This is a genomic window from uncultured Brachyspira sp. (genome assembly GCF_944390595.1).
Classification (GTDB): Bacteria; Spirochaetota; Brachyspiria; order Brachyspirales; family Brachyspiraceae; genus Brachyspira.
In genome coordinates this window covers 1-19406 of the sequence record NZ_CALXRN010000068.1, presented here as the reverse complement: position 1 = coordinate 19406, position 19406 = coordinate 1, and the positions used below count along the sequence as shown (strand labels likewise).

The 19406-nt window shown below is 25.7% G+C and carries 16 protein-coding genes and 2 pseudogenes; 9 read left to right on the top strand and 9 right to left on the bottom strand.

The features are described 5' to 3' along the window. Both Q0J90_RS03720 and Q0J90_RS03715 read right to left on the bottom strand, forming a co-directional pair. A pseudogene (locus Q0J90_RS03720) lies at positions 1-283 on the bottom strand (tetratricopeptide repeat protein); the annotation flags it as partial. Positions 284-719: 436 nt separating this feature from the next. After that, positions 720-1487, bottom strand: a complete 768-nt coding sequence (locus Q0J90_RS03715; RefSeq protein ID WP_297276626.1) for a TSUP family transporter — start codon at positions 1485-1487, stop codon at positions 720-722. A gap of 206 nt (positions 1488-1693) precedes the next feature. On the opposite strand from Q0J90_RS03715, the gene Q0J90_RS03710 reads away from it, so the two are divergent. The 3 genes from Q0J90_RS03710 to Q0J90_RS03700 are packed head-to-tail and all read left to right on the top strand — an operon-like array spanning position 1694 to position 4933. After that, on the top strand, positions 1694-2905 hold the full coding sequence (locus Q0J90_RS03710; RefSeq protein WP_297276625.1) for a DegT/DnrJ/EryC1/StrS aminotransferase family protein: 1212 nt from the start codon (positions 1694-1696) through the stop codon (positions 2903-2905). Between the two features lie 7 nt (positions 2906-2912). Continuing rightward, positions 2913-3869 (top strand): glycoside hydrolase family 3 N-terminal domain-containing protein, encoded by a 957-nt coding sequence (locus tag Q0J90_RS03705; RefSeq protein ID WP_297276624.1) that lies wholly within the window; start codon positions 2913-2915, stop codon positions 3867-3869. Beyond that, entirely contained in the window at positions 3833-4933 is a 1101-nt protein-coding gene (locus tag Q0J90_RS03700; RefSeq protein WP_297276623.1) for a glycoside hydrolase family 3 N-terminal domain-containing protein, read from the top strand. Before Q0J90_RS03705 ends, Q0J90_RS03700 begins: the two co-directional genes overlap by 37 nt. Positions 4934-4947: 14 nt before the next feature. Here the strand turns inward: Q0J90_RS03700 and Q0J90_RS03695 are convergent, their stop codons facing one another. The 3 genes from Q0J90_RS03695 to Q0J90_RS03685 form a co-directional block, all read right to left on the bottom strand. After that, complete coding sequence (locus Q0J90_RS03695; protein ID WP_028331125.1) at positions 4948-5244, bottom strand: helix-turn-helix domain-containing protein; 297 nt, start codon at positions 5242-5244, stop codon at positions 4948-4950. A 344-nt stretch (positions 5245-5588) separates the two neighbouring features. Then, the gene (locus Q0J90_RS03690; protein ID WP_297276622.1) at positions 5589-6233 is read right to left on the bottom strand and encodes a cyclodeaminase/cyclohydrolase family protein; all 645 of its coding nucleotides are present in this window, start codon (positions 6231-6233) and stop codon (positions 5589-5591) included. A 107-nt stretch (positions 6234-6340) separates the two neighbouring features. Beyond that, a complete protein-coding gene (locus Q0J90_RS03685) occupies positions 6341-7672 on the bottom strand; it encodes a glucose-6-phosphate isomerase (RefSeq protein ID WP_297276621.1) in 1332 nt (443 codons plus the stop codon). A 104-nt stretch (positions 7673-7776) separates the two neighbouring features. On the opposite strand from Q0J90_RS03685, the gene dcd reads away from it, so the two are divergent. From dcd to Q0J90_RS03665, 4 genes are all read left to right on the top strand, one after another. Further along, positions 7777-8295 (top strand): dCTP deaminase, encoded by a 519-nt coding sequence (gene dcd / locus Q0J90_RS03680; RefSeq protein WP_297276620.1) that lies wholly within the window; start codon positions 7777-7779, stop codon positions 8293-8295. 282 nt (positions 8296-8577) lie between these two features. Then, positions 8578-9540, top strand: a complete 963-nt coding sequence (locus tag Q0J90_RS03675; RefSeq protein ID WP_297276619.1) for a methionine ABC transporter ATP-binding protein — start codon at positions 8578-8580, stop codon at positions 9538-9540. A gap of 2 nt (positions 9541-9542) precedes the next feature. Then, entirely contained in the window at positions 9543-10199 is a 657-nt protein-coding gene (locus tag Q0J90_RS03670; protein WP_297276618.1) for a methionine ABC transporter permease, read from the top strand. Positions 10200-10285: 86 nt separating this feature from the next. Then, positions 10286-11080 (top strand): MetQ/NlpA family ABC transporter substrate-binding protein, encoded by a 795-nt coding sequence (locus tag Q0J90_RS03665; protein WP_297276617.1) that lies wholly within the window; start codon positions 10286-10288, stop codon positions 11078-11080. Between the two features lie 135 nt (positions 11081-11215). On the opposite strand, the gene Q0J90_RS03660 is transcribed toward Q0J90_RS03665, so the two are convergent. Then, positions 11216-11539 (bottom strand): cupin domain-containing protein, encoded by a 324-nt coding sequence (locus tag Q0J90_RS03660; RefSeq protein ID WP_297276616.1) that lies wholly within the window; start codon positions 11537-11539, stop codon positions 11216-11218. Positions 11540-11599: 60 nt separating this feature from the next. Continuing rightward, positions 11600-14263 carry a DNA mismatch repair protein MutS gene (mutS, locus tag Q0J90_RS03655; protein ID WP_297276615.1) on the bottom strand — a complete coding sequence of 888 codons (2664 nt, stop codon included), beginning with the start codon at positions 14261-14263 and terminating at the stop codon, positions 11600-11602. A gap of 140 nt (positions 14264-14403) precedes the next feature. On the opposite strand from mutS, the gene Q0J90_RS03650 reads away from it, so the two are divergent. Further along, positions 14404-15294 carry an Rpn family recombination-promoting nuclease/putative transposase gene (locus Q0J90_RS03650; protein WP_297276614.1) on the top strand — a complete coding sequence of 297 codons (891 nt, stop codon included), beginning with the start codon at positions 14404-14406 and terminating at the stop codon, positions 15292-15294. 27 nt (positions 15295-15321) lie between these two features. Here the strand turns inward: Q0J90_RS03650 and Q0J90_RS03645 are convergent, their stop codons facing one another. Further along, on the bottom strand, positions 15322-16119 hold the full coding sequence (locus Q0J90_RS03645) for a hypothetical protein (RefSeq protein ID WP_297276613.1): 798 nt from the start codon (positions 16117-16119) through the stop codon (positions 15322-15324). Between the two features lie 374 nt (positions 16120-16493). Next, complete coding sequence (locus Q0J90_RS03640) at positions 16494-17345, bottom strand: ankyrin repeat domain-containing protein (protein ID WP_297276627.1); 852 nt, start codon at positions 17343-17345, stop codon at positions 16494-16496. A gap of 515 nt (positions 17346-17860) precedes the next feature. Between Q0J90_RS03640 and Q0J90_RS03635 the strand changes: the two are divergent. After that, a pseudogene (locus Q0J90_RS03635) lies at positions 17861-19406 on the top strand (DUF4132 domain-containing protein); the annotation flags it as partial.

Genomic DNA, 19406 nt, shown 5'->3' with positions numbered 1-19406 from the left:
GCCTATAATACCAAGTTCCGCATCCTTTAGCATTTTTCTCAGAGTATTTCATAAACTCTTTAGACATATAATAATGCTCATAATCACCTATATTATTACAGGCATAAGAATACCATAAAGCAATATCTAAATCTTCCCTAGCCTCTTCTAATGTGAACTTATTTTCTTTTATACCATTTTCAATAAACTCTTCCAAATAATTCAGCATTTTATAAAAATATCCGCCGCCGTCTGTATTAAATGATTGTAATGTTTCAATATCTTTTCTATTAAGCAACCCCATATATATTCTCCGTATTATAATTTATATATCCCTAAACAACTATATTTTATCAAAAATAAATTTATATTTTTATTTTTATATTTGGGGCTTTGCCCCCACTGTGCGTGCCTACGGCAACCCCACTTCTTTTGTTGCCACATACGAAGTACGCCTGCGGCGAGAAGCAAAAAGGCTACATTTGAACTTGAATTTAATAAATTATCTTATATGTAAGACAATTTTAGTATTATTTAGTACCCATTTTACACTTGCACTTTCGCGAAGCGTATCCGAGCCTGTTGAGGATATAGCTTCTTTGTGCCAATACCACAGGACTCCTTTCAGTCGCAAAAGAACTGGTGGGTTACGAGGTACTCAGAGCGATGGGGCAAAGCCGCCACAAATAATAAAATTTAAAAACTAAAATTAACAAATTTTACTATATACTACTATATTGTTATCTAATTATATCTAATAAGATTTTTAATGTAGTTAGTAAGGAAATAGTTACGAATATAGGTTTTATAACTTTTATTCCTTTTTTTATAGCGAACTTAGCACCGAAGTAAGTTGATGTCATTATAAAAGGTATAACGAATACACCAGCCATATAGTTAACTTTTCCTTCTATAGCAAATATTATTAATGAACATAAATTACTTGTAAGATTTAAAGCCTTAGCATTACCAGAGGCAAGAAGAAAATCCATTTTATAATAAAGTACAAAAAACATTATTAAAAAACTTCCTGTGCCTGGGCCGAATACCGCATCATAAAAACCTAAAAGAAAAGCAAAAAACATCCCTATTATATAGTTTTTTGTTTTAAGATTATTTTCATCAAATAAGTTTTCGGTTCCAAAAGTTTTTGAAAATAAAGTGTAAATACCAACAGCTAAAATAAGTATCATTATCAGAGGCTGCAATATTTTTGCATCTATAAGTACAATAACTTGAACTCCAACAATAGAGCCTAATATTGTCATAGGTATTAAAAACTTTATTAATTTAGTTGTGAGTTTTCCGCTTTTGAAGAATGTAAAAGCAGAAACTATTGCACCGGATGTAGAAGTGAGTTTGTTTGTAGCTAAAGCAGTATGCGGAGGAATGCCGGCTATTAAATAAGCAGGCAAACTTATAAGTCCGCCTCCTCCTGCAGCAGCATCAACAAAACCGGCTATTGAACAGCCTATTATTATAATTATTAAATTTTCTATACTCAGCATAATATCAGTACCGCTAATTTTTATTTATTAATAGAAAAAGATATTATATCTATGATGATTTTTTATCAAATTTTATTTTTGTTTAAATATGTATTTTATATTTTCAAAATTATTATTGATTTATTTTTTATATATTATATAGTATTTATTTAGTAAACATAACTTTTGATTATGTAAAGTAAACATAATATAATAAAGGAAAAATTATGGATAAGAAAATACCTTTTTCACCTCCGGATATAACAGATAATGAAATAGATGCTGTAGTAAAAGTGCTTAAATCAGGATGGATTACAACAGGCCATGTAAATAAAGAATTTGAAGAAGAACTTTGTAAATATATAGATGTAAAAAGAGTTAAGCTGTTTTCAAGTGCTACTTCTGCTATGGAATTGGCATTAAAAGTATTTGGAGTAGGTGAGGGTGATGAAGTAATAGTTCCTGCTTATACCTATGCTTCTACTGCAAATGTCGCAGTTCATTTGGGGGCTAAAGTAGTATTTATAGATGCTAAAGAAAATGATTTTAATATAGATTTAAAAAGACTTGAAAATGCTATTACTAATAAAACTAAGGCTATTATTGCAGTAGATATTGGAGGAATGCCTTGCGATTATGATGCTGTTATAAAAATTTTAGAAAGTAAAAAAGAATTATTTAAATCATCAGAAAATAAATATCAAACAGAATTAAAAAGACCATTATTTTTACTAGATGCGGCTCATTCAATAGGTGCTGTTTATAAAGGAAAAAGAACAGGCTCGCAGGCTGATATGTCTTCTTTCTCTTTCCATGCTGTAAAAAATATAACAACTTCAGAGGGAGGAGGATTATCTTTTAATGATATAGGAAGTATTAATGCTGATGATATATATAAAGAGCTTTCTGTATTATCATTACATGGACAGAGTAAAAGTGCTTTCGATAAGAATAAAGGCGGTAAAGGAGCTTGGAGATATAATATAGAATTACCTGGATATAAATGCAATATGAGTGATTTGCATGCTGCTATTGGTTTATCTCAGCTTAGAAGATATGATTCAATGCTTAATCATAGAAAAAAAATTATTAATATTTATAATGATATTTTAGGTAAAAACAGCAGAATAATACTTCCTAATTTTAAGAATGATTACAGTGAATCTTCGTATCATCTTTATTTGATGAGAGTAAAAGATTTTGAGGAAGATGACAGAGATTTGCTTATAGATAAAATGTCAGAATTAGGAATAACATTGAATGTTCATTATTTGCCCTTACCTGCACATAAGGCTTATATAGATTTAGGATATAAAATGGATGATTATAAAAATGCATTTAATTTATATAAAAATCAAATAACATTGCCTTTATACAGCACATTAAAAGAAGAAGATGCTGAATATATTGCTGTTAATATAATAAAATATTTGAATTAACATAATAATGCTGTATATTATTTTCATTACTGTAATACTATTTTTTGTATTAATTTTTTTATTTGCTGCACATATTAATATTGATAATAATAAAAAAATAGATTTAAATAATATTGATAGTTCTAAAGAAATATTAACTTTTATTTCTGTGAAAAATTATGATAATCAATTAATTAACATAATAAATACAAGCAGTATATCAGGTATTATAATAAATATTGATGATCTGGATATTGATATTCTTTCTACAATTATAAAAAACATAAAAAGAAATATTAATAGAAAAATATTTATAGCATTAGATCAGGATTATAAATCTACTTATAGTGTAGCCTATCATCAAAAGTTTAAAGTTTATCCTAGTTATATAGGAGAGAAAAAAAACGAAGAATATGCATACAAAATATCCTATGAAAGAGCATCAAAATTAAAATCAATTGGAATTAATATGATTTTATCTCCTATATGCAATACCTATTGTAATGAAAAATCACATTTAAAAGAGAATATCTTTACAAATGATAAGATATTAGCTTCAAGACTTATATATCAAACCGTAAAGGCACAAAAAGATGCAGGACTTATAACTGCATTAAAATATTTTCCAAAATACTATGATGATGAGTTATATATAGATAAAGAAATAAAAAATATAGAAAATATATTAGATAATAGAGAGACTTTTTTAGCAGGTATAAAAGCTAATGCTGATATTATTGTAATGTCCCATATAAAAAATCATAGCATGTATAAAGATTTTCTTTTTAATGATATGAAGTTTAAAGGCATTATAATGACCGATTACATTAATGATGATAAAAATATAATTAGTTATGGAATAAATGTATTTTCAGCTAACTATTATAAAGATATTAATAATTTAAAATACATTATAGAAAATAATATGAAAGAAACGGATGAAAGAGAATGTTTAAAAGTGTTAAAATTAATAAAAATATTATAAAAACAATAATATGCTTATTTTTGTTATTAATATTCATATATATAGCAAGAATTATTGTTATTACTATTCAGGAAAAAATATACATATCAAAATTAAAAGAGCAGTATCCATCCTTATCTGAATATATAGATGAAGTTGGAAGAATGAATAAGAAAGAAAGGAAAGGACTGCTTTTAATGGTAGGTATCAAAGATAAGATACTTTCACAAGAAACAATAAAAATTCTTAAAGATAATAATATAATGGGAGTTATATTATTTAATTATAATATAGAAGATGAAAATCAATTAAAACAATTAACATCGGATTTAAGAAAATATGTTAACCCAAATATGTTAATTTCTATAGATCAGGAGGGAGGAGAAGTTAATCGTATAAAATTTGATAAATTAAAAAATATTTCTCCAAAGATGATAGGTGATACTAACAGCGATGAATATGCATATGAAATAGCATATCAGAAATCAAAGTTTTTATTAGATTTAGGTATTAATATGATATTAGGTCCATTATGCGATATACCTAATGATACAAATTCTTATATTTATAATAGAAGTTTTTCTACTAATACTGATAAGGTTGCAGAAATGGCAGCTATTACGGTAAAGGCTCAGAGAGATGCCGGAATAATAAGCGTATTAAAACATTTTCCAGGACATGGGGATACAACTGTAAACTCGCATGATGATTTTCCATATATAAATAAAACTACAAATGAATTAGATATAAAAGAGTTTATTCCATTTAAAAAAGGAATAGAAGCAGGTGCTGAAATGGTTTTAGTATCTCATATAAAAAATGAATATATAGATAATAAAATTCCTGCTAGTATGTCAAAAATATATGCTGATATCTTAGAAAAAGATTTAGGATTTGACGGGGTTGTTATTACAGATGATTTAGCTATGACTGGAAAGATAGATAAAGGTATAAATTTTGGAATTAATTTAATTAGTAATATTTATGAAAATTCAGAATATATGTTTAAGGATATTAAAGCGGATATTCTCTCATGTGCGAGAGTATTGAAAATAATTTCAGAAAATAAGTTGTCTCGCACATAAAAATATTCTTCATATTAATTAGCCTGTTTCTTTTTTCTATTGCTGTTAGGATTTCTTTTATATGTCAGGGTTTCATCCAATCCTGATTTAATGTACTCATTTATAATATTTACTACTGTATGATATGTAACATTATATTGTTTAGCAATATCCGTATGAGTTAACCCTGTATTTTTTTTATCATCTAATGCCAAAATAATATTAGCTCTTGATATAAGCCTTTTAGATTTTCCTTCTTTCTTGATGAATTCTTTAATTTTTTCTTTTTCATCTTCAGTTAAGGATATCATATGTTTAGTCGTTATGCTCATTTGAACCTCCTATAAAAAAAGAATACATATAACTAAAAAATTGTCACAAGCAGATTTTAAAAAAACATAGTAATGCAATAAACCAAAATAGTTTTTTATTTTAAAGCAATTTAGATAAATTACATCAAAAATACAAGAATAAATTAAAAAAATTAAATTACTATATTTTATTCTTAGTATATTTTATAAACCCTTGTTGTTTGTAAAGATTATCATACTATAAACAAAATATCAATATGAAAAAACAAAATTAGAATTCGTATAAAAATATACTAATTATAATAATATATTTTCATAAATATAATATCAAATAGGAATATGATTAAATATTTTATATAATTGTATTAAATGCTGAATAAAGAAATTTCTTTTTCTATAGATAAATATCTATTTTCAATTTCTTTTATGTATTTGATGCTTTCTGTTTTAATTTCTTTTAAAACATTTTCATCATTTATCATTGGAATATTAACATTTATATTTAATATAGAGCCTTTAGCAGCAGCAAAGGCAAGTATATATGCTGAAGCAATATCTGTAATAACTCCCTGATTTCCATATTTTAAAACTACATCAAATAACTCAATTAATTCATAACAATATTTAAGAGTATTAAAAGGAGGTTCTATAGCTTTTATTGCAGCATTTGACATAGCATCTTTTCTCTTAATAATTTGCTCTTCTGTATCTTTAGGCATTTTCATAGCTTCCATAAATAGATTAAAACCTTCAGCATCTTTATCAACTATTTCAATTAAATTAATCTTAATCTTTTTTATTTGTTCTATGGAATTATTAAATATATTTTGTTCTTCTTCACTTAAAGTTAAAAATTTTTTTTTGTTTACAGTAAGGTGTCCTACCATTCCGGCTAATGCAGATGCTAAGCTGGCTACAGCACCCATAACACTTCCTCCTCCCGGAGCAGGTGATGGAGAATCTACTTCATTGATATATTCTTCTAGTTTCAAATTTATAAGTTTGTTCATAATTTACCTCGAAATATTTGTATTGTATAAATAGTGTTGGATATTATAATATAAATTAAAAAGGAGTCAATAATATATTTATTAACTCCTTTTTTAAATTCTAAAAATTATTTTTCTAATCTAGCTTTTAAAGCTTTACCCATTTCTTCATAGCCTTTTTTACCAAGCATAGCAAACATGTTTTTCTTATATGCTTCTACACCAGGCTGATCGAATGGATTAACTCCAAGTATATGTCCGGATATTCCGCAAGCTTTTTCAAAGAAGTATAAAAGTTCTCCTATAGTAAATGGAGTAATTTTATCAATATCTACTATTATATTTGGTACTCCTCCATCAACATGGGCAAGAACTGTGGCTTCTAATGCTGACTTGTTAATTTCATGTAAAGATTTTCCATCTAAATAATTAAGTCCGTCCAAATCAGAATCTTCTTTTTTCATTTTCAAGTCAATATCTTCTTTATCAACTCTTATAACAGTTTCAAATAAACCTCTTTTACCGTCTTGTATAAATTGTCCTAAAGAGTGTAAGTCAGTAGAGAAATCAACAGAAGCAGGGAATATACCTTTTTTATCTTTACCTTCGCTTTCTCCGTATAATTGTTTCCACCACTCAGATACATAATGCATTCTAGGTATATAGTTAACCATTATTTCTGTAGTGTATCCTTTACTGTATAGAATATTTCTAAGCATAGCATATAACATAGAAGGATTTTTCTTATAATCCATTTCTTTAGTTATTTTTGCCATAGAATCAAAACCTTTAACGAATTCTTCTATATTTATTCCAGCAGCAGCAATAGGAATTAAACCAACAGGAGTAAGTACAGAATATCTTCCTCCAACATCATCAGGTATTACAAAAGTTCTATATTTATTTTCTGTAGATAATGTTTTTAAAGCTCCTTTAGCTTTATCTGTAGTAGCTATTATTCTTTTGGCAGCACCATCTTTACCGTATCTTTTTTCCGCATATTCTTTTAACATTCTGAACGCTATAGCAGGTTCTGTTGTAGTACCGCTTTTTGATATAACATTAATATAGAAGTCTTTTCCCTCTAAATAATCTAATAAATGTTTGAAATATTCTCCGTTCATATTATGACCGGCATATACAATTTGAGTATTTCCTTTTTTAGCTTGAGAGAAAGGATTTAAAAATGATTCAATTACTGCCTTTCCTCCTAAATAAGAACCTCCTATACCAACAGATACTAATACCTCAGCATTTTCTCTTATTTCTTTAGCCAATTCATCAATTTCTTTAACCATTTTTAGTGCTTCACTAGGAAGATTAACCCATCCCAAAAAATCATTTCCTGCACCTTTTTTATTTTCTAAAAGTTCATTTGCATATTTAGCATGTTCAGCAAGATATTCTAATTCGTGCTCTTGTAAAAATCCTAATACATTTTTATAATTTATAGATATCATTAATAACTCCGTCTATTTATTTTAGTTGGTAAATTATACTATAATAATACCGAAAAATAAAGAAAAATTTATTAAATTTAATAGTACAATAGGATTTTGTATAGATGATTTTATCAGGACTTGAGATAGAAAAGAATTTGGGAAAGAATATAATAATAGAACCGTTTAATAGAAAGCAATTAAATTCAAATAGCTACAATGTCAAATTACATAATAAACTTTTAGTATATAAAGATAAAATATTAGATATGAAAAAACCAAATGAGGTAGAAGAGATAATAATACCAAAAAGCGGTTATGAACTAAAACCTAATGAATTATATTTGGGAAGAACTTTAGAATATACAAATACAAAAAATTACGTACCTATGATAGAAGGACGTTCCTCTATAGGAAGACTTGGAATATTTATACATATTACTGCAGGGTTCGGAGATGTAGGATTTGCAGGATATTGGACTTTGGAAATATTTTGCATAAAACCAATAATAATATATCCGGAAGTTGAAATAGCACAGCTTTATTATCATACAATAGACGGCGAGTATGAAGAGTATACAAGCAGTAAATATCAGAATAATACAGATGTTCAGCCTAGCATGCTTTATAAAGATTTCAAATAATTATTTTTTATAAAATGTCTTAATAGTATAATTATTTATATTAGCAATATGTTTATATTTTGTTAATTCTAATATATATCAATATATATATTGAATTTTATTTTTTTTAATTTATGATTATGCATTAAGGATATAATATGAATCAATTTTTATTCTTGAAATTTAATTATTTTCCTCATAAATAACTTGTTTATTAGACCGTGAGTCTAAATCTATTCTTTATAATTAAAATAAAATCTTATAATTTAATTCAATTTTATAACAAATTATTAGTGGTATAGTATGATAAAAATATCTGCATTGAAAAAAAAATTTAATAATATAGAAGTATTAAAAGGTATAGATTTAAATATAGAAAAAGGAAAGATTTTTGGGATTATAGGAAAAAGCGGTGCAGGAAAATCTACTTTATTAAGATGTATAAATGGGTTAGAAAAATATGATTATGGATATTTAGAGGTAAATGGTATTCAAATTAATACTCTTAATAATAAGGAATTAAGAGTATTTAGGAAAGATATAGGTATGATATTCCAGCATTTTTCTTTGATTACTAGAGCAAGTGTATATGATAATATAGCTTTTCCAATGAAATGCTGGCATTGGAATAAAAAAGAAATGGATGATCGTATAAGGTATTTAATTGATATAGTAGGAATGTACGATAAAATTAATAATTTGGCAAGAGATTTATCAGGCGGACAGAAACAGAGGGTAGCTATTGCAAGAGCTTTATCAATGAATCCAAAAATATTATTATCAGATGAGGCAACATCGGCACTTGACCCTAAAAATTCAGATTCTATTATGGAGCTATTAAATAATATAAATAAATCTATGGGCATAACAATAGTTCTTGTAACGCATCAAATGAATGTAGTAAAATCAATTTGTGATGATATTGCTGTAATAGAAGATGGAATTATAAAGGATAAAGGTAAAGTTGAAGATATATTTATTGATGAACCTAATTCTTTAATTAATTTATTAGGTGAGAATAAGGTCTTAGTTCCTGATTCCGGTAAGAATGTAGAAATAATGTATATAAATAATGATGATACAAAAAATATCATTGAAAGATTAATAAAAAAATATGATGTTGATATAATTAATTTTGCCATGGAAGATTATAAAAATTGTATCATGAGCAAAGTTATTGTGAATATTTCTAATAATAATGTAAAAAGATTAGAAGAATATATTAAATCCATTGGCATAAAACATTATAAGATATTAGGAGAATAAATGTGGAAACATATATAAATTATTTCTATAAATTAATATTACCGGCAACTATGATTACTATTAGAATAGTATTTTTTACTATGTTAATAGGTTTTATTTTAGGCTTTATAATAGCAAGTTTGCTTACAATGTATGGACCTAATGGTTTGAATTATAAAAAGAAATTCTATATGGTTTTAAGTTTTATTGTTAATACTATTAGGTCTTTTCCAATATTAATTTTGATAGTTGCAATATCTCCATTTACCCGTTTAGTTATTGGTACAACTGTAGGAGAAAAAGCAGTTATACTTCCATTATCCATTACTGCCACAGCATTCATAGCCAGATTATTAGAAAGCAGTTTTATTAAAGTTGATAAACAATTGATAGAAGCTGCCAAATCTTTTGGAGCTACAAATATGCAAATAATGATTGGTGTAATAATAAAAGAGTCTGTACCTTCTATTATATCAGTTTTGACTATGACTACAGTAAATTATATTGCGGCAACTACAATAGCAGGTGCTGTAGGCGGCGGCGGATTAGGAGCTGTTGCTTTGACTTATGGTTATCAGAGTTTTAATGATGCGGTATTGTATTTTTCTGTTTTTGTAATGTTTTTAATCGTTAATATTACACAATATATTGGTGATTTAATATATAAAAAATTAATTTAAGGAGAATCAATAAAATTATTAGATTTTTTATGATATCTATGTAATTAATAATAAAAAATAATTAAAATATAAAAGGAGAAAAAATTATGAAAAAAATATTCTTAATTTTAGTAATGTCATTTGCTGCTTTATTTACTTCTTGTTCTAATAATTCATCTTCAAGCAAAAATGACACAATAGTTATAGGCTGTATGGCTGCTAATAAAGAAGTTGTAGAAGAAGCCATAAAGCTAATGGAAAAAGATGGATACAATATAGAAGTTAAACTATTTGATGGAAATAATCTTCCTGCTTTAGCTTTGAGTGCCGATGAGATAGATGGTTTAGTTTTGAATAATAAGCCATGGATAGAGAATTTTAATAAGGCTAATAATTCGCATTTGATAATGGTAGACGGATTTAATTATGCATCTTTAACAGGTCTTTATTCATCTAAGTATAAAAGTTTAGAAGAAATACCAGACGGAGCTACAATAACAATATCAAATGATCCTAGCAATATGGATAGAGGTTTAAGATTTCTTGAAAAATTAGGATTATTAAAATTGGGAGAAAAAACTGGTGAATTTTATAGTATGTTGGATATAAAAGAGAATCCAAAGAATATAAAATTTTTAGAAGTTGAAATAACTTTAACAGCTGGTTCGTATAAAGATGTTGATGCTACAATAGCAAATTCTATTGCTATGAAAAATGCAGGTTATGATGCCAGATCTTATATAGCAGAAGATGGCGAATATGTTTATTTTCCAAATGGATTAGTTGTAAATGAAGGCAGTGAAACTTCTCAGTGGGTTCAAGATTTTGTAAAAGCTACTCAAACAGAAGAATACAGAAATAGATTTGATGAAATATTTCAAGGTGCTTTTTTCTTAATGTAATTTATATTTTTGTTTTATTAAATTATATTGTATTCTAATTAGTAATTAAAATAATAGTGTGTTGGATATAAAATCTGACATGCTATTATTTTTTATACATAGTAAAATTTGATGCTTAACTTGTAATATATGATTTTATATGAAAACTAATAATAGGTTGGAATTTTCTTCTTCTGTTCTTCCTATCATAGAATGTACAGAATGCGGTCTTACTCTAATAATATCGCCTTCTTCTAAATCTACTATTTCTTCTTCTACTATGTACCTGATTTTGCCGCTTAGTACTATAACCATTTCTTCAGAAGGATGTTCATGATATGGTATAAGCTGATTAGGCTTTTGGGTGATAGAATAAACTGTATATCCTCTATCTGCTAAAGTTTCTATTAATTTTTCATCATCTTTTATACAGTCAAATTCTCTTTCTGTTGTTGATTTATAATAATATTGTCCAGTCATAACAGCCCTCTTTTATATAATATAATTTCGGATTGTGATGCCATAAAATTGAGCTTATGTTTATAGTGATTTTTTCCATTTATTTATTAAGTTTAAAGCATCTATAGGCGTAATTTCATTTATATTTAAATCTCTAATTTCATTTTCTATTTCGCTTTCTTTTTCTATGATTTTAGGCTCTTCATAAAGCGGAAGTATATCTTTAGATTTTTGAGTATTCAATTCTATATTTTCTACCTGAATGCTGGCATCTGCTTCTAATTTTTTCAATATTTCAGTTGCTCTTTTTATAACTTTATTAGGGGCACCTGCTATTTTTGCTGCATATATACCATAGCTTGACTGGGCAGCTCCTTCAGTAACTTTTTTCATGAATATTATTTCATCTTTATACTCTTCAACTAATACTTTATAATTTTTAACGCCTTCTAAATCTTCAAGCATAGTAAGTTCATGATAATGAGTGGCAAATAGAGTTTTAGCCTTTTTGTTTTCTTCATGAACCAAATATTCTACTATAGCCCAAGCAATAGAAAGTCCGTCATAAGTTGAAGTTCCTCGTCCTATTTCATCCATTATAACAAGGCTTTTATCTGTACAATGATTTAAAATATACGCTGTTTCATTCATTTCTACTAGGAATGTACTTTCTCCTCTTGCTATATTATCGCTTGCCCCAACACGCGTAAAAATTCTATCAACTATAGAAATTTTTGCACTTGCTGCCGGAACGAATGAACCTATTTGAGCAAGCAATACTATTAAAGCTGTTTGTCTTAAATATGTACTTTTACCGCTCATATTAGGACCTGTAATTATAAGGAGATGTTCGTTTTTATTATCTAAATATGTGTCATTAGGAATAAAGCTTTCTGTTTTTAGATTAACTTCTACAACTGGGTGTCTTCCGTCTTTTATGTCTATTATGCCGTCATTTGTTATTATTGGTTTAACATAATTATCTTCTTTAGCTAGACATGCAAGAGAAGAATAAACATCTATTATAGAGATTACTCTTGCCATTTTTAATATTGAGTTTAAATATTCATTAGTTTTATTTCTTACTTCAATAAATATATCATATTCTAATGCATAACTTTTTTCATTAGCTTCATTTATAATAGTTTCATATTCCATTAATTTGCTTGTAGTATATCTTTCGCTTCCTATTAATGTTTGTCTTTTTATAAAATCGCTTGGCACAGATGATACATTTGATTTTGTTACTTCTACATAATAACCTATAACATTATTATATCTTATTTTAAGATTATTGATTCCCGTATCTAATTTATAATTATGTTCAAGTTCTGCTATCCAAGAACGTCCTTCTCTTCTTGCTTCATTATATTTTCTTAATGTTTCATTGTAATCATCTTTTATTATATCGCCTTCATTTATAACAACTTTCGGATCCTCTAATATGGCACGTTCTATTAAATCAGTAATTATTTTTATATCATTAACCTCTTCAAAATTAACTTCTTCAAATTCATTCATAGCAAGTTCTGTAACAACCTCAAGAGAAGTTACTAAAAATCTCTTTAATGATACCAATTCTTTAGGGTTAATCCTTCCAAGTGCCAATTTTGATGCAAGTCTTTCTATATCCCCAATATCCTGAAGTAAATCTCTTATTTTATACATAAACTTTTGATTTTTATAGAAAAACTCTACATTATTAAGTCTTTTATTTATTTCTTCTATATTTAATAAAGGCTCTACAATTATTCTTTTTAAATATCTAGCTCCCATAGAAGTTTTTGTTCTATCTATGGTGTCAAACAATGTCATTTTATTATTATCATTTCTTATGGGTTCTAATATTTCCAAACTTGCTATTGTGGCATAATCCAAAGTCATGGAATCTCTTCTATTATATAGTTTAATATTTGAAATATGCTCAAGAGAAGTTTTTGAAAGTTCCTGTATGTAGAATATAGTTGATCCTAATAATGATATTAAAAGGGGTTTTTCTTCTATACCGAAACTTTTTAATGATACTGTTTTGAAGTGATTTGTTAAAGTTTTATATGCATAAGAATGTTCTGCGGTATAATTCGGAGTAGTGCTGTAGAATATATTATTAAATTTATTTTGAATCTCTTTTATAATAATGCTTTCAGAAACGGATTCTATAGTCATAATTTCCTTAGGAGAGAATCTTATAATTTCTTCTGTAAGCTCATTGATAATTTCTTTTAAAGCTTCATTATGATTTTCTAAATTAGAATTTATTTCTGTAGCATAAAGTTCTCCTGTAGAAATATCGCATATAGATAATGCAGCATTTTTTTCGCTTTTTGCCACTATTACAGAAGCTAAATAATTATTGCTTTTTGATTCTAAATATTTATTTTCTGAAATTGTACCAGGAGTTATAACCTGAGTAACTTCTCTTTTTACTATACCTTTTGCTGTTTTAGGGTCTTCCATTTGATCGCATATAGCAATCTTCATTCCTGATTTAACTAACTTTGATAAATAATTATCTATAGCATGATAAGGAACTCCTGCCATAGGAACATTAGCTCTTTTTGTAAGTGTAAGTCCCAATATATCAGACACTACTTTTGCATCGTCAAAAAATACTTCGTAAAAATCTCCCATTCTAAAAAGAAGTATACTATCATTGTATTTATCTTTTATCTCTTTGTATTGCCTCATCATAGGAGTGAGTTTTTGATTATCTTCTTTATCGCTTCCAAAAAATGTTTCCTGCATATAGTTATCCGTTTATAAATTTTTCGATTAGTATAATATATTTTTGTTCTTTAATCAAATTTGAATTTTATTTCTTTTATATGCCAAATAATAAAATATGCGGTATTTGACAAAGAACAAAAATTCATTATAATAATTTTATGGAATTGAGATCAAATAATAATTTTAATGTTTTAAATGATTACTTTGTGAGATATCTTTTATCTGATAAAGGCAGTGAAGCAATATTATTAGACTTTATTAATTCAATAATGCTTGATTCTGGAATGAAAACTTTTAGAAGTCTTGAAATTCTTACGCCTTTTAACTATAAAGAAAATTATGAAGATAAAGAAACTATAACTGATGTGAAATGTATTACTCAAAATGGTTCAGTTGTCATAATAGAAATTCAGCTGCAAGGTAATTCAAGATTTCCAGAAAGAATACTATATTATTGGGCTTCTAACTATAGTAAACTTTTGAAACAGGGTGAAAAATATGATGCTCTAACTCCAGTAATTAGTATTAATTTGCTTAATTTTAATTTAGATGATAATGATTCTATACATTCTTGTTATATGATTTATGATACCAATAATAAAAGATTACTTACTGACCATTTGCAAATACATATAATAGAATTAAAAAAATTCAAATATAATACATTAGAATATGATTTGAATTGCTGGCTTAAATTTTTTACTATGAAAGATAAGGATAATAAGGAGGTTATAATGTCAGAATTAGTAAAAGAGAAACCTATAATGGAAGAGGTGCAAAGAAGATATAATAACTTTATTAAAGATAGATTAATGATGAACGAATATGATAAAAGGCAAGCATATCTTTATGGCAATCAAATAATGCTAGAAGAGGAAAGAAGATTAGGAAAGGAAGAAGGCATTAAAGAAGGAAAAGAAGAAGGTATTAAAGAAGGAAAAGAACAAGAAAAATATTCTCTAGCTAGAAATATGAAAAATAAAAATATGGATTTAAATCTCATAAGCGAATTGACAGGACTTAGTATAGAAAAAATAGAAAAATTATAATATGAAAAACTATATTTTGATTTCTATTTATAAATATGAATATGCTTTTATATAATGGGCTAATAAAAGAGAAATTATAAATGACAATAACATTATTATCAAAGTAAAAACAAATATTTTTATTGTAAATGTAAAGAAAATAGCTATTACAATAGAAGATATTATTAAAGATAAAATAAAAGATATTATATAAGAACCATTTACAAATATAAATCTGCTCCAAGGATGCATAAACTTTGATGACATTATATTAAAAACTGATAATATTGCTGATGATAATAATGAGTTTGATATACTTAATAAAATAATAATGTATTTAGATTCATAAAATAAATATAATGCTATAAAAACTGATGCATATACAAATGATATTAATAATATATTTGAAATGCATTTAATATTAAAGAAATGTTTATCCTCATTTATAAAAATTTTTTCTAATATAAAATATACTGTATTAGCTAGTATTATAGAGATAAAATTCATAATAGGAAGAAGAGCATATCTAAATACTGTCGCTTTATTAAAAACAATTTTTGTAATAAAGATATATAAAATTAATGATATAACAAATCCAATAAAAGAGAATAGAGTTTTATTTTTTATTTCTTTCTTGTAATTTTGAAAAATGTTAGTATAAACTGTACGGGAATTGATAAACATAAATACTGAAAAGAAGCTAAATAAATATACTGCATTGAATGTTATTAAATTAAAATGTTTTATATTTAGTAATGCTGTTAAATTTATTAAAGCTGATATTGAAGAGATTATTAAATTAACTCTTCCTTTGTATTGATATATTGGAGATGCATATTTGTTCATAATATTATTATATACTTTTTTAAATTAAATATTAGAATATATATAAACAACTATATTTTGTCAAAATAATTTTTTAAATTTAAAATATTTGCAGGGCTTTTATCTGACCGCAGTTCTTTTATTGGTATAAAAGAACCTATATCCTATACAGGCTCGGATACGCTTCTCGAACAACTGTATTTTAGGTTATATTCTATATTTAATAGTCATGTTTTTAATATAAAGTTCTAGCAATTGCGTTTTCGCGAAGCGTGCCGATGCAGCAGCTACTTTGACGAAGTCCGGCAAAAAAATTGATAATTCTATATAAAGTGCGTCAGTTGACAAAGTTAAAAATTTTTAGTATATGTAATTTTAATCAGCATAAAAATAAATTATCTAAAAAATCCAGCTATATTTTCAATAAATCTTGATATCACATAGAATATAAAAGACGATATAGCAACTATAATTATAATTATAATTAGAAAAATATAATATAGTATATTAAATATTTTACTAAAAATTAATTTTATATTATATATAAATTCTCCGGGATACGCTTTTTTCCTGTTATTATTTTTTATGTTTTTATCTGCATTATTTTCTATCAAGAGAGATATAACTTTTTTTTCCATATTAATATCTCTATGCTCATTATTTTTTTTATATGAAATTTTATGAAGTGCAGTATCTCCGTCATTATTTTGCAAATTAATATTGATTCCGTTTTTTATAAGCATTTCAAAAATATCATATTCTTCTGTTCCTATATTATCTCTGGAAAGTATATAGTGAAGTATACCATTTCCGTCATTATCTTGTATATTAATATTTGCTCCTAGATTTATAAGTGTTTCAATTTTATATTTACTATCTGGAACACCTATAATTTCACTTGTACCAAATTTAGGTCTATGATGTGAGTCGTAGGACTTACTTACATCAAGTATAAGACTTTTTCCAGATTCGTTAATATCCATTCCATTATCTAATAAAACTTTTACGAAATTAGAGAAACTATTAGTGCTTAAATTAGGTATATAGTTATACCATGTTTCAATGTTAGTTATATATTCTTTATTGTTTTCAATTATATATTTAAACTCATCAATATTTTCTGATATTACTGATTTGTATAATGCTGATTCTTTATTTGTTGCTGCTAAATTTTTAAAATCATCACTCACTTGAGCATAAGAAATGCACGAACTAATAATAAATATAATAATACCTAATACTTTCATCATAAACCTCTTTTTAACTAAATATTGTTTTTTATTATACGTTATGATGGTATATTCTGTCAATATATTTTTGTTAATTCTAAAATACCTTGCTATGATAATTAATATTTTTATTTGCTTTATCTTTGAATAGTTATTAAGTAAAATATGGAGTAATAAGTTTTAATATATTGTACTGATATTAATTAAAATCAATAACAGAATTAAGAAAATAAATTTAAGATTTTATTTACATTCCCGCCCTTTATTTTTTTTATGTTTTATTTTGAAATTATGATTTAAATTTTTATGATGTTTTATTAGAAATTATAGCACCCGCCCAAGTGATTATTAAATTTAAAATCTATTTTACGTGCTGTAAATGCATTATTATTTTTATAGTATAAATTGTATGAATAATATTATTTATACTGCATAAGATTGGGTTATATCAGTAAAATAGAACTTAAAGAAGTTGACAATAAATAAAAAATATATATACTATATATTAATATAGATTAGTAAGAGGTGAATTTATGGATTTAGAAGAAAAACTTGCAATATATTATAGAGGCTCTGCTATAGAAGATGATATGGCAAAATGTGAATCTACAAATGATTTTAGTAAAATAAGAAGGAATTCTTATGATTATTTCCATTATAAAGAGGAATTTTTGAAAGATTATTTTTCTATAGAAGATGAGAAATTAAAGAAAAGATATGAACATTTCATGAAGATACTTATTTACGGAAAAGATAAGGAAGGAGAAGGCGGAACTAGATATGTTATTTTTGATTATATAGTTAATAGAGATTTTGAAAAGTCACTCAGATATCTTGCTTATGGATATGAGAAAAGATATAAAGATCATGCAAGAACTCTAAATGGTGAAACTTTAATATATACAGTTTTTGAAGATTTTAATAAATACTTCAGTAAAGAGTTTCAAGAATATACAGATAAATATATTGATATTATTAATAACAATGATAATAAAAAAATACTTCATAAAATGGGAAGAGATGCTGTAATACCATTGATTGCAATATGTTCTGTTATAAAAAATAATAAAGAATGCGATGAGAAATATATAAATGCCGCTATAAAATCATTCGATGTTTTTCAAAATCTTTATGATACTTTAAATGTTATTGCTGCTCTTTTAGATAAAAACGAAGATATAAAAAATAAATTTGTAGAAGTATTAAATAATAATGAAGAATATATTGTTGATATGAATATTGAAATTGGACACTATTTAAGATTATTAGATTACAGCAATCCTTATAAAGCCAAAGAGAAATTCCTAAGAGCAATAAATTATCCAAACTCTTTCATATTTATAGCAAAACATTTTGAAGATTATTTTCATTATGAGTTTATTTATGGGGCAAGAGATTTATATTTGAATAGTAAAGAAGATTTTTATAAAATTTATAATTTAGTAGGAAATGATTTAAAAAATGATAGAAACAAAAGAATATTTATAGTGTTTAGCGGTGTTTTATTAGAGCATAATGATAATAAAATTGACACAAATAATTTAAAAAAGGCGATACCAGTATTTCAAACTATAGTTAATAAATTTACAGAAGATAATTCGGATAGATATAATAAAAGACCTGCTTTGACTACTACAGTAAAAATAGAAGAAATATTTGATAAAGATAAAAATAAACTCTTTGATACGCTTATAGATTATTATACAGACAAAAAAAATACATACAATCTATACAGTACATACAGATGGGGAAATACTCTCCCTGAATATTGTCTTAATACAGAACTTTATTATTTATACTCTTTATTTAATTATGACATTGATGAAATGAAAAACTACAAAAAGTTTGCTCTTGATATTTTTAAATACTTACCTGTTCAGATTGGAATAAGAAAATATATAGAAGTGCAGGCATCTATAGGAAAGAAAACTTTAAAAGAAGTTATTGATAGTTTATTAAATAATAAAGAATTGAATATTACATTAAAAGAAATTTTATTATCATACTATTTTGATTATGCAGGAGATCTTTCAAATTATTATTATGACTATGGCGGAAAATCTCTTCCTACATTATATA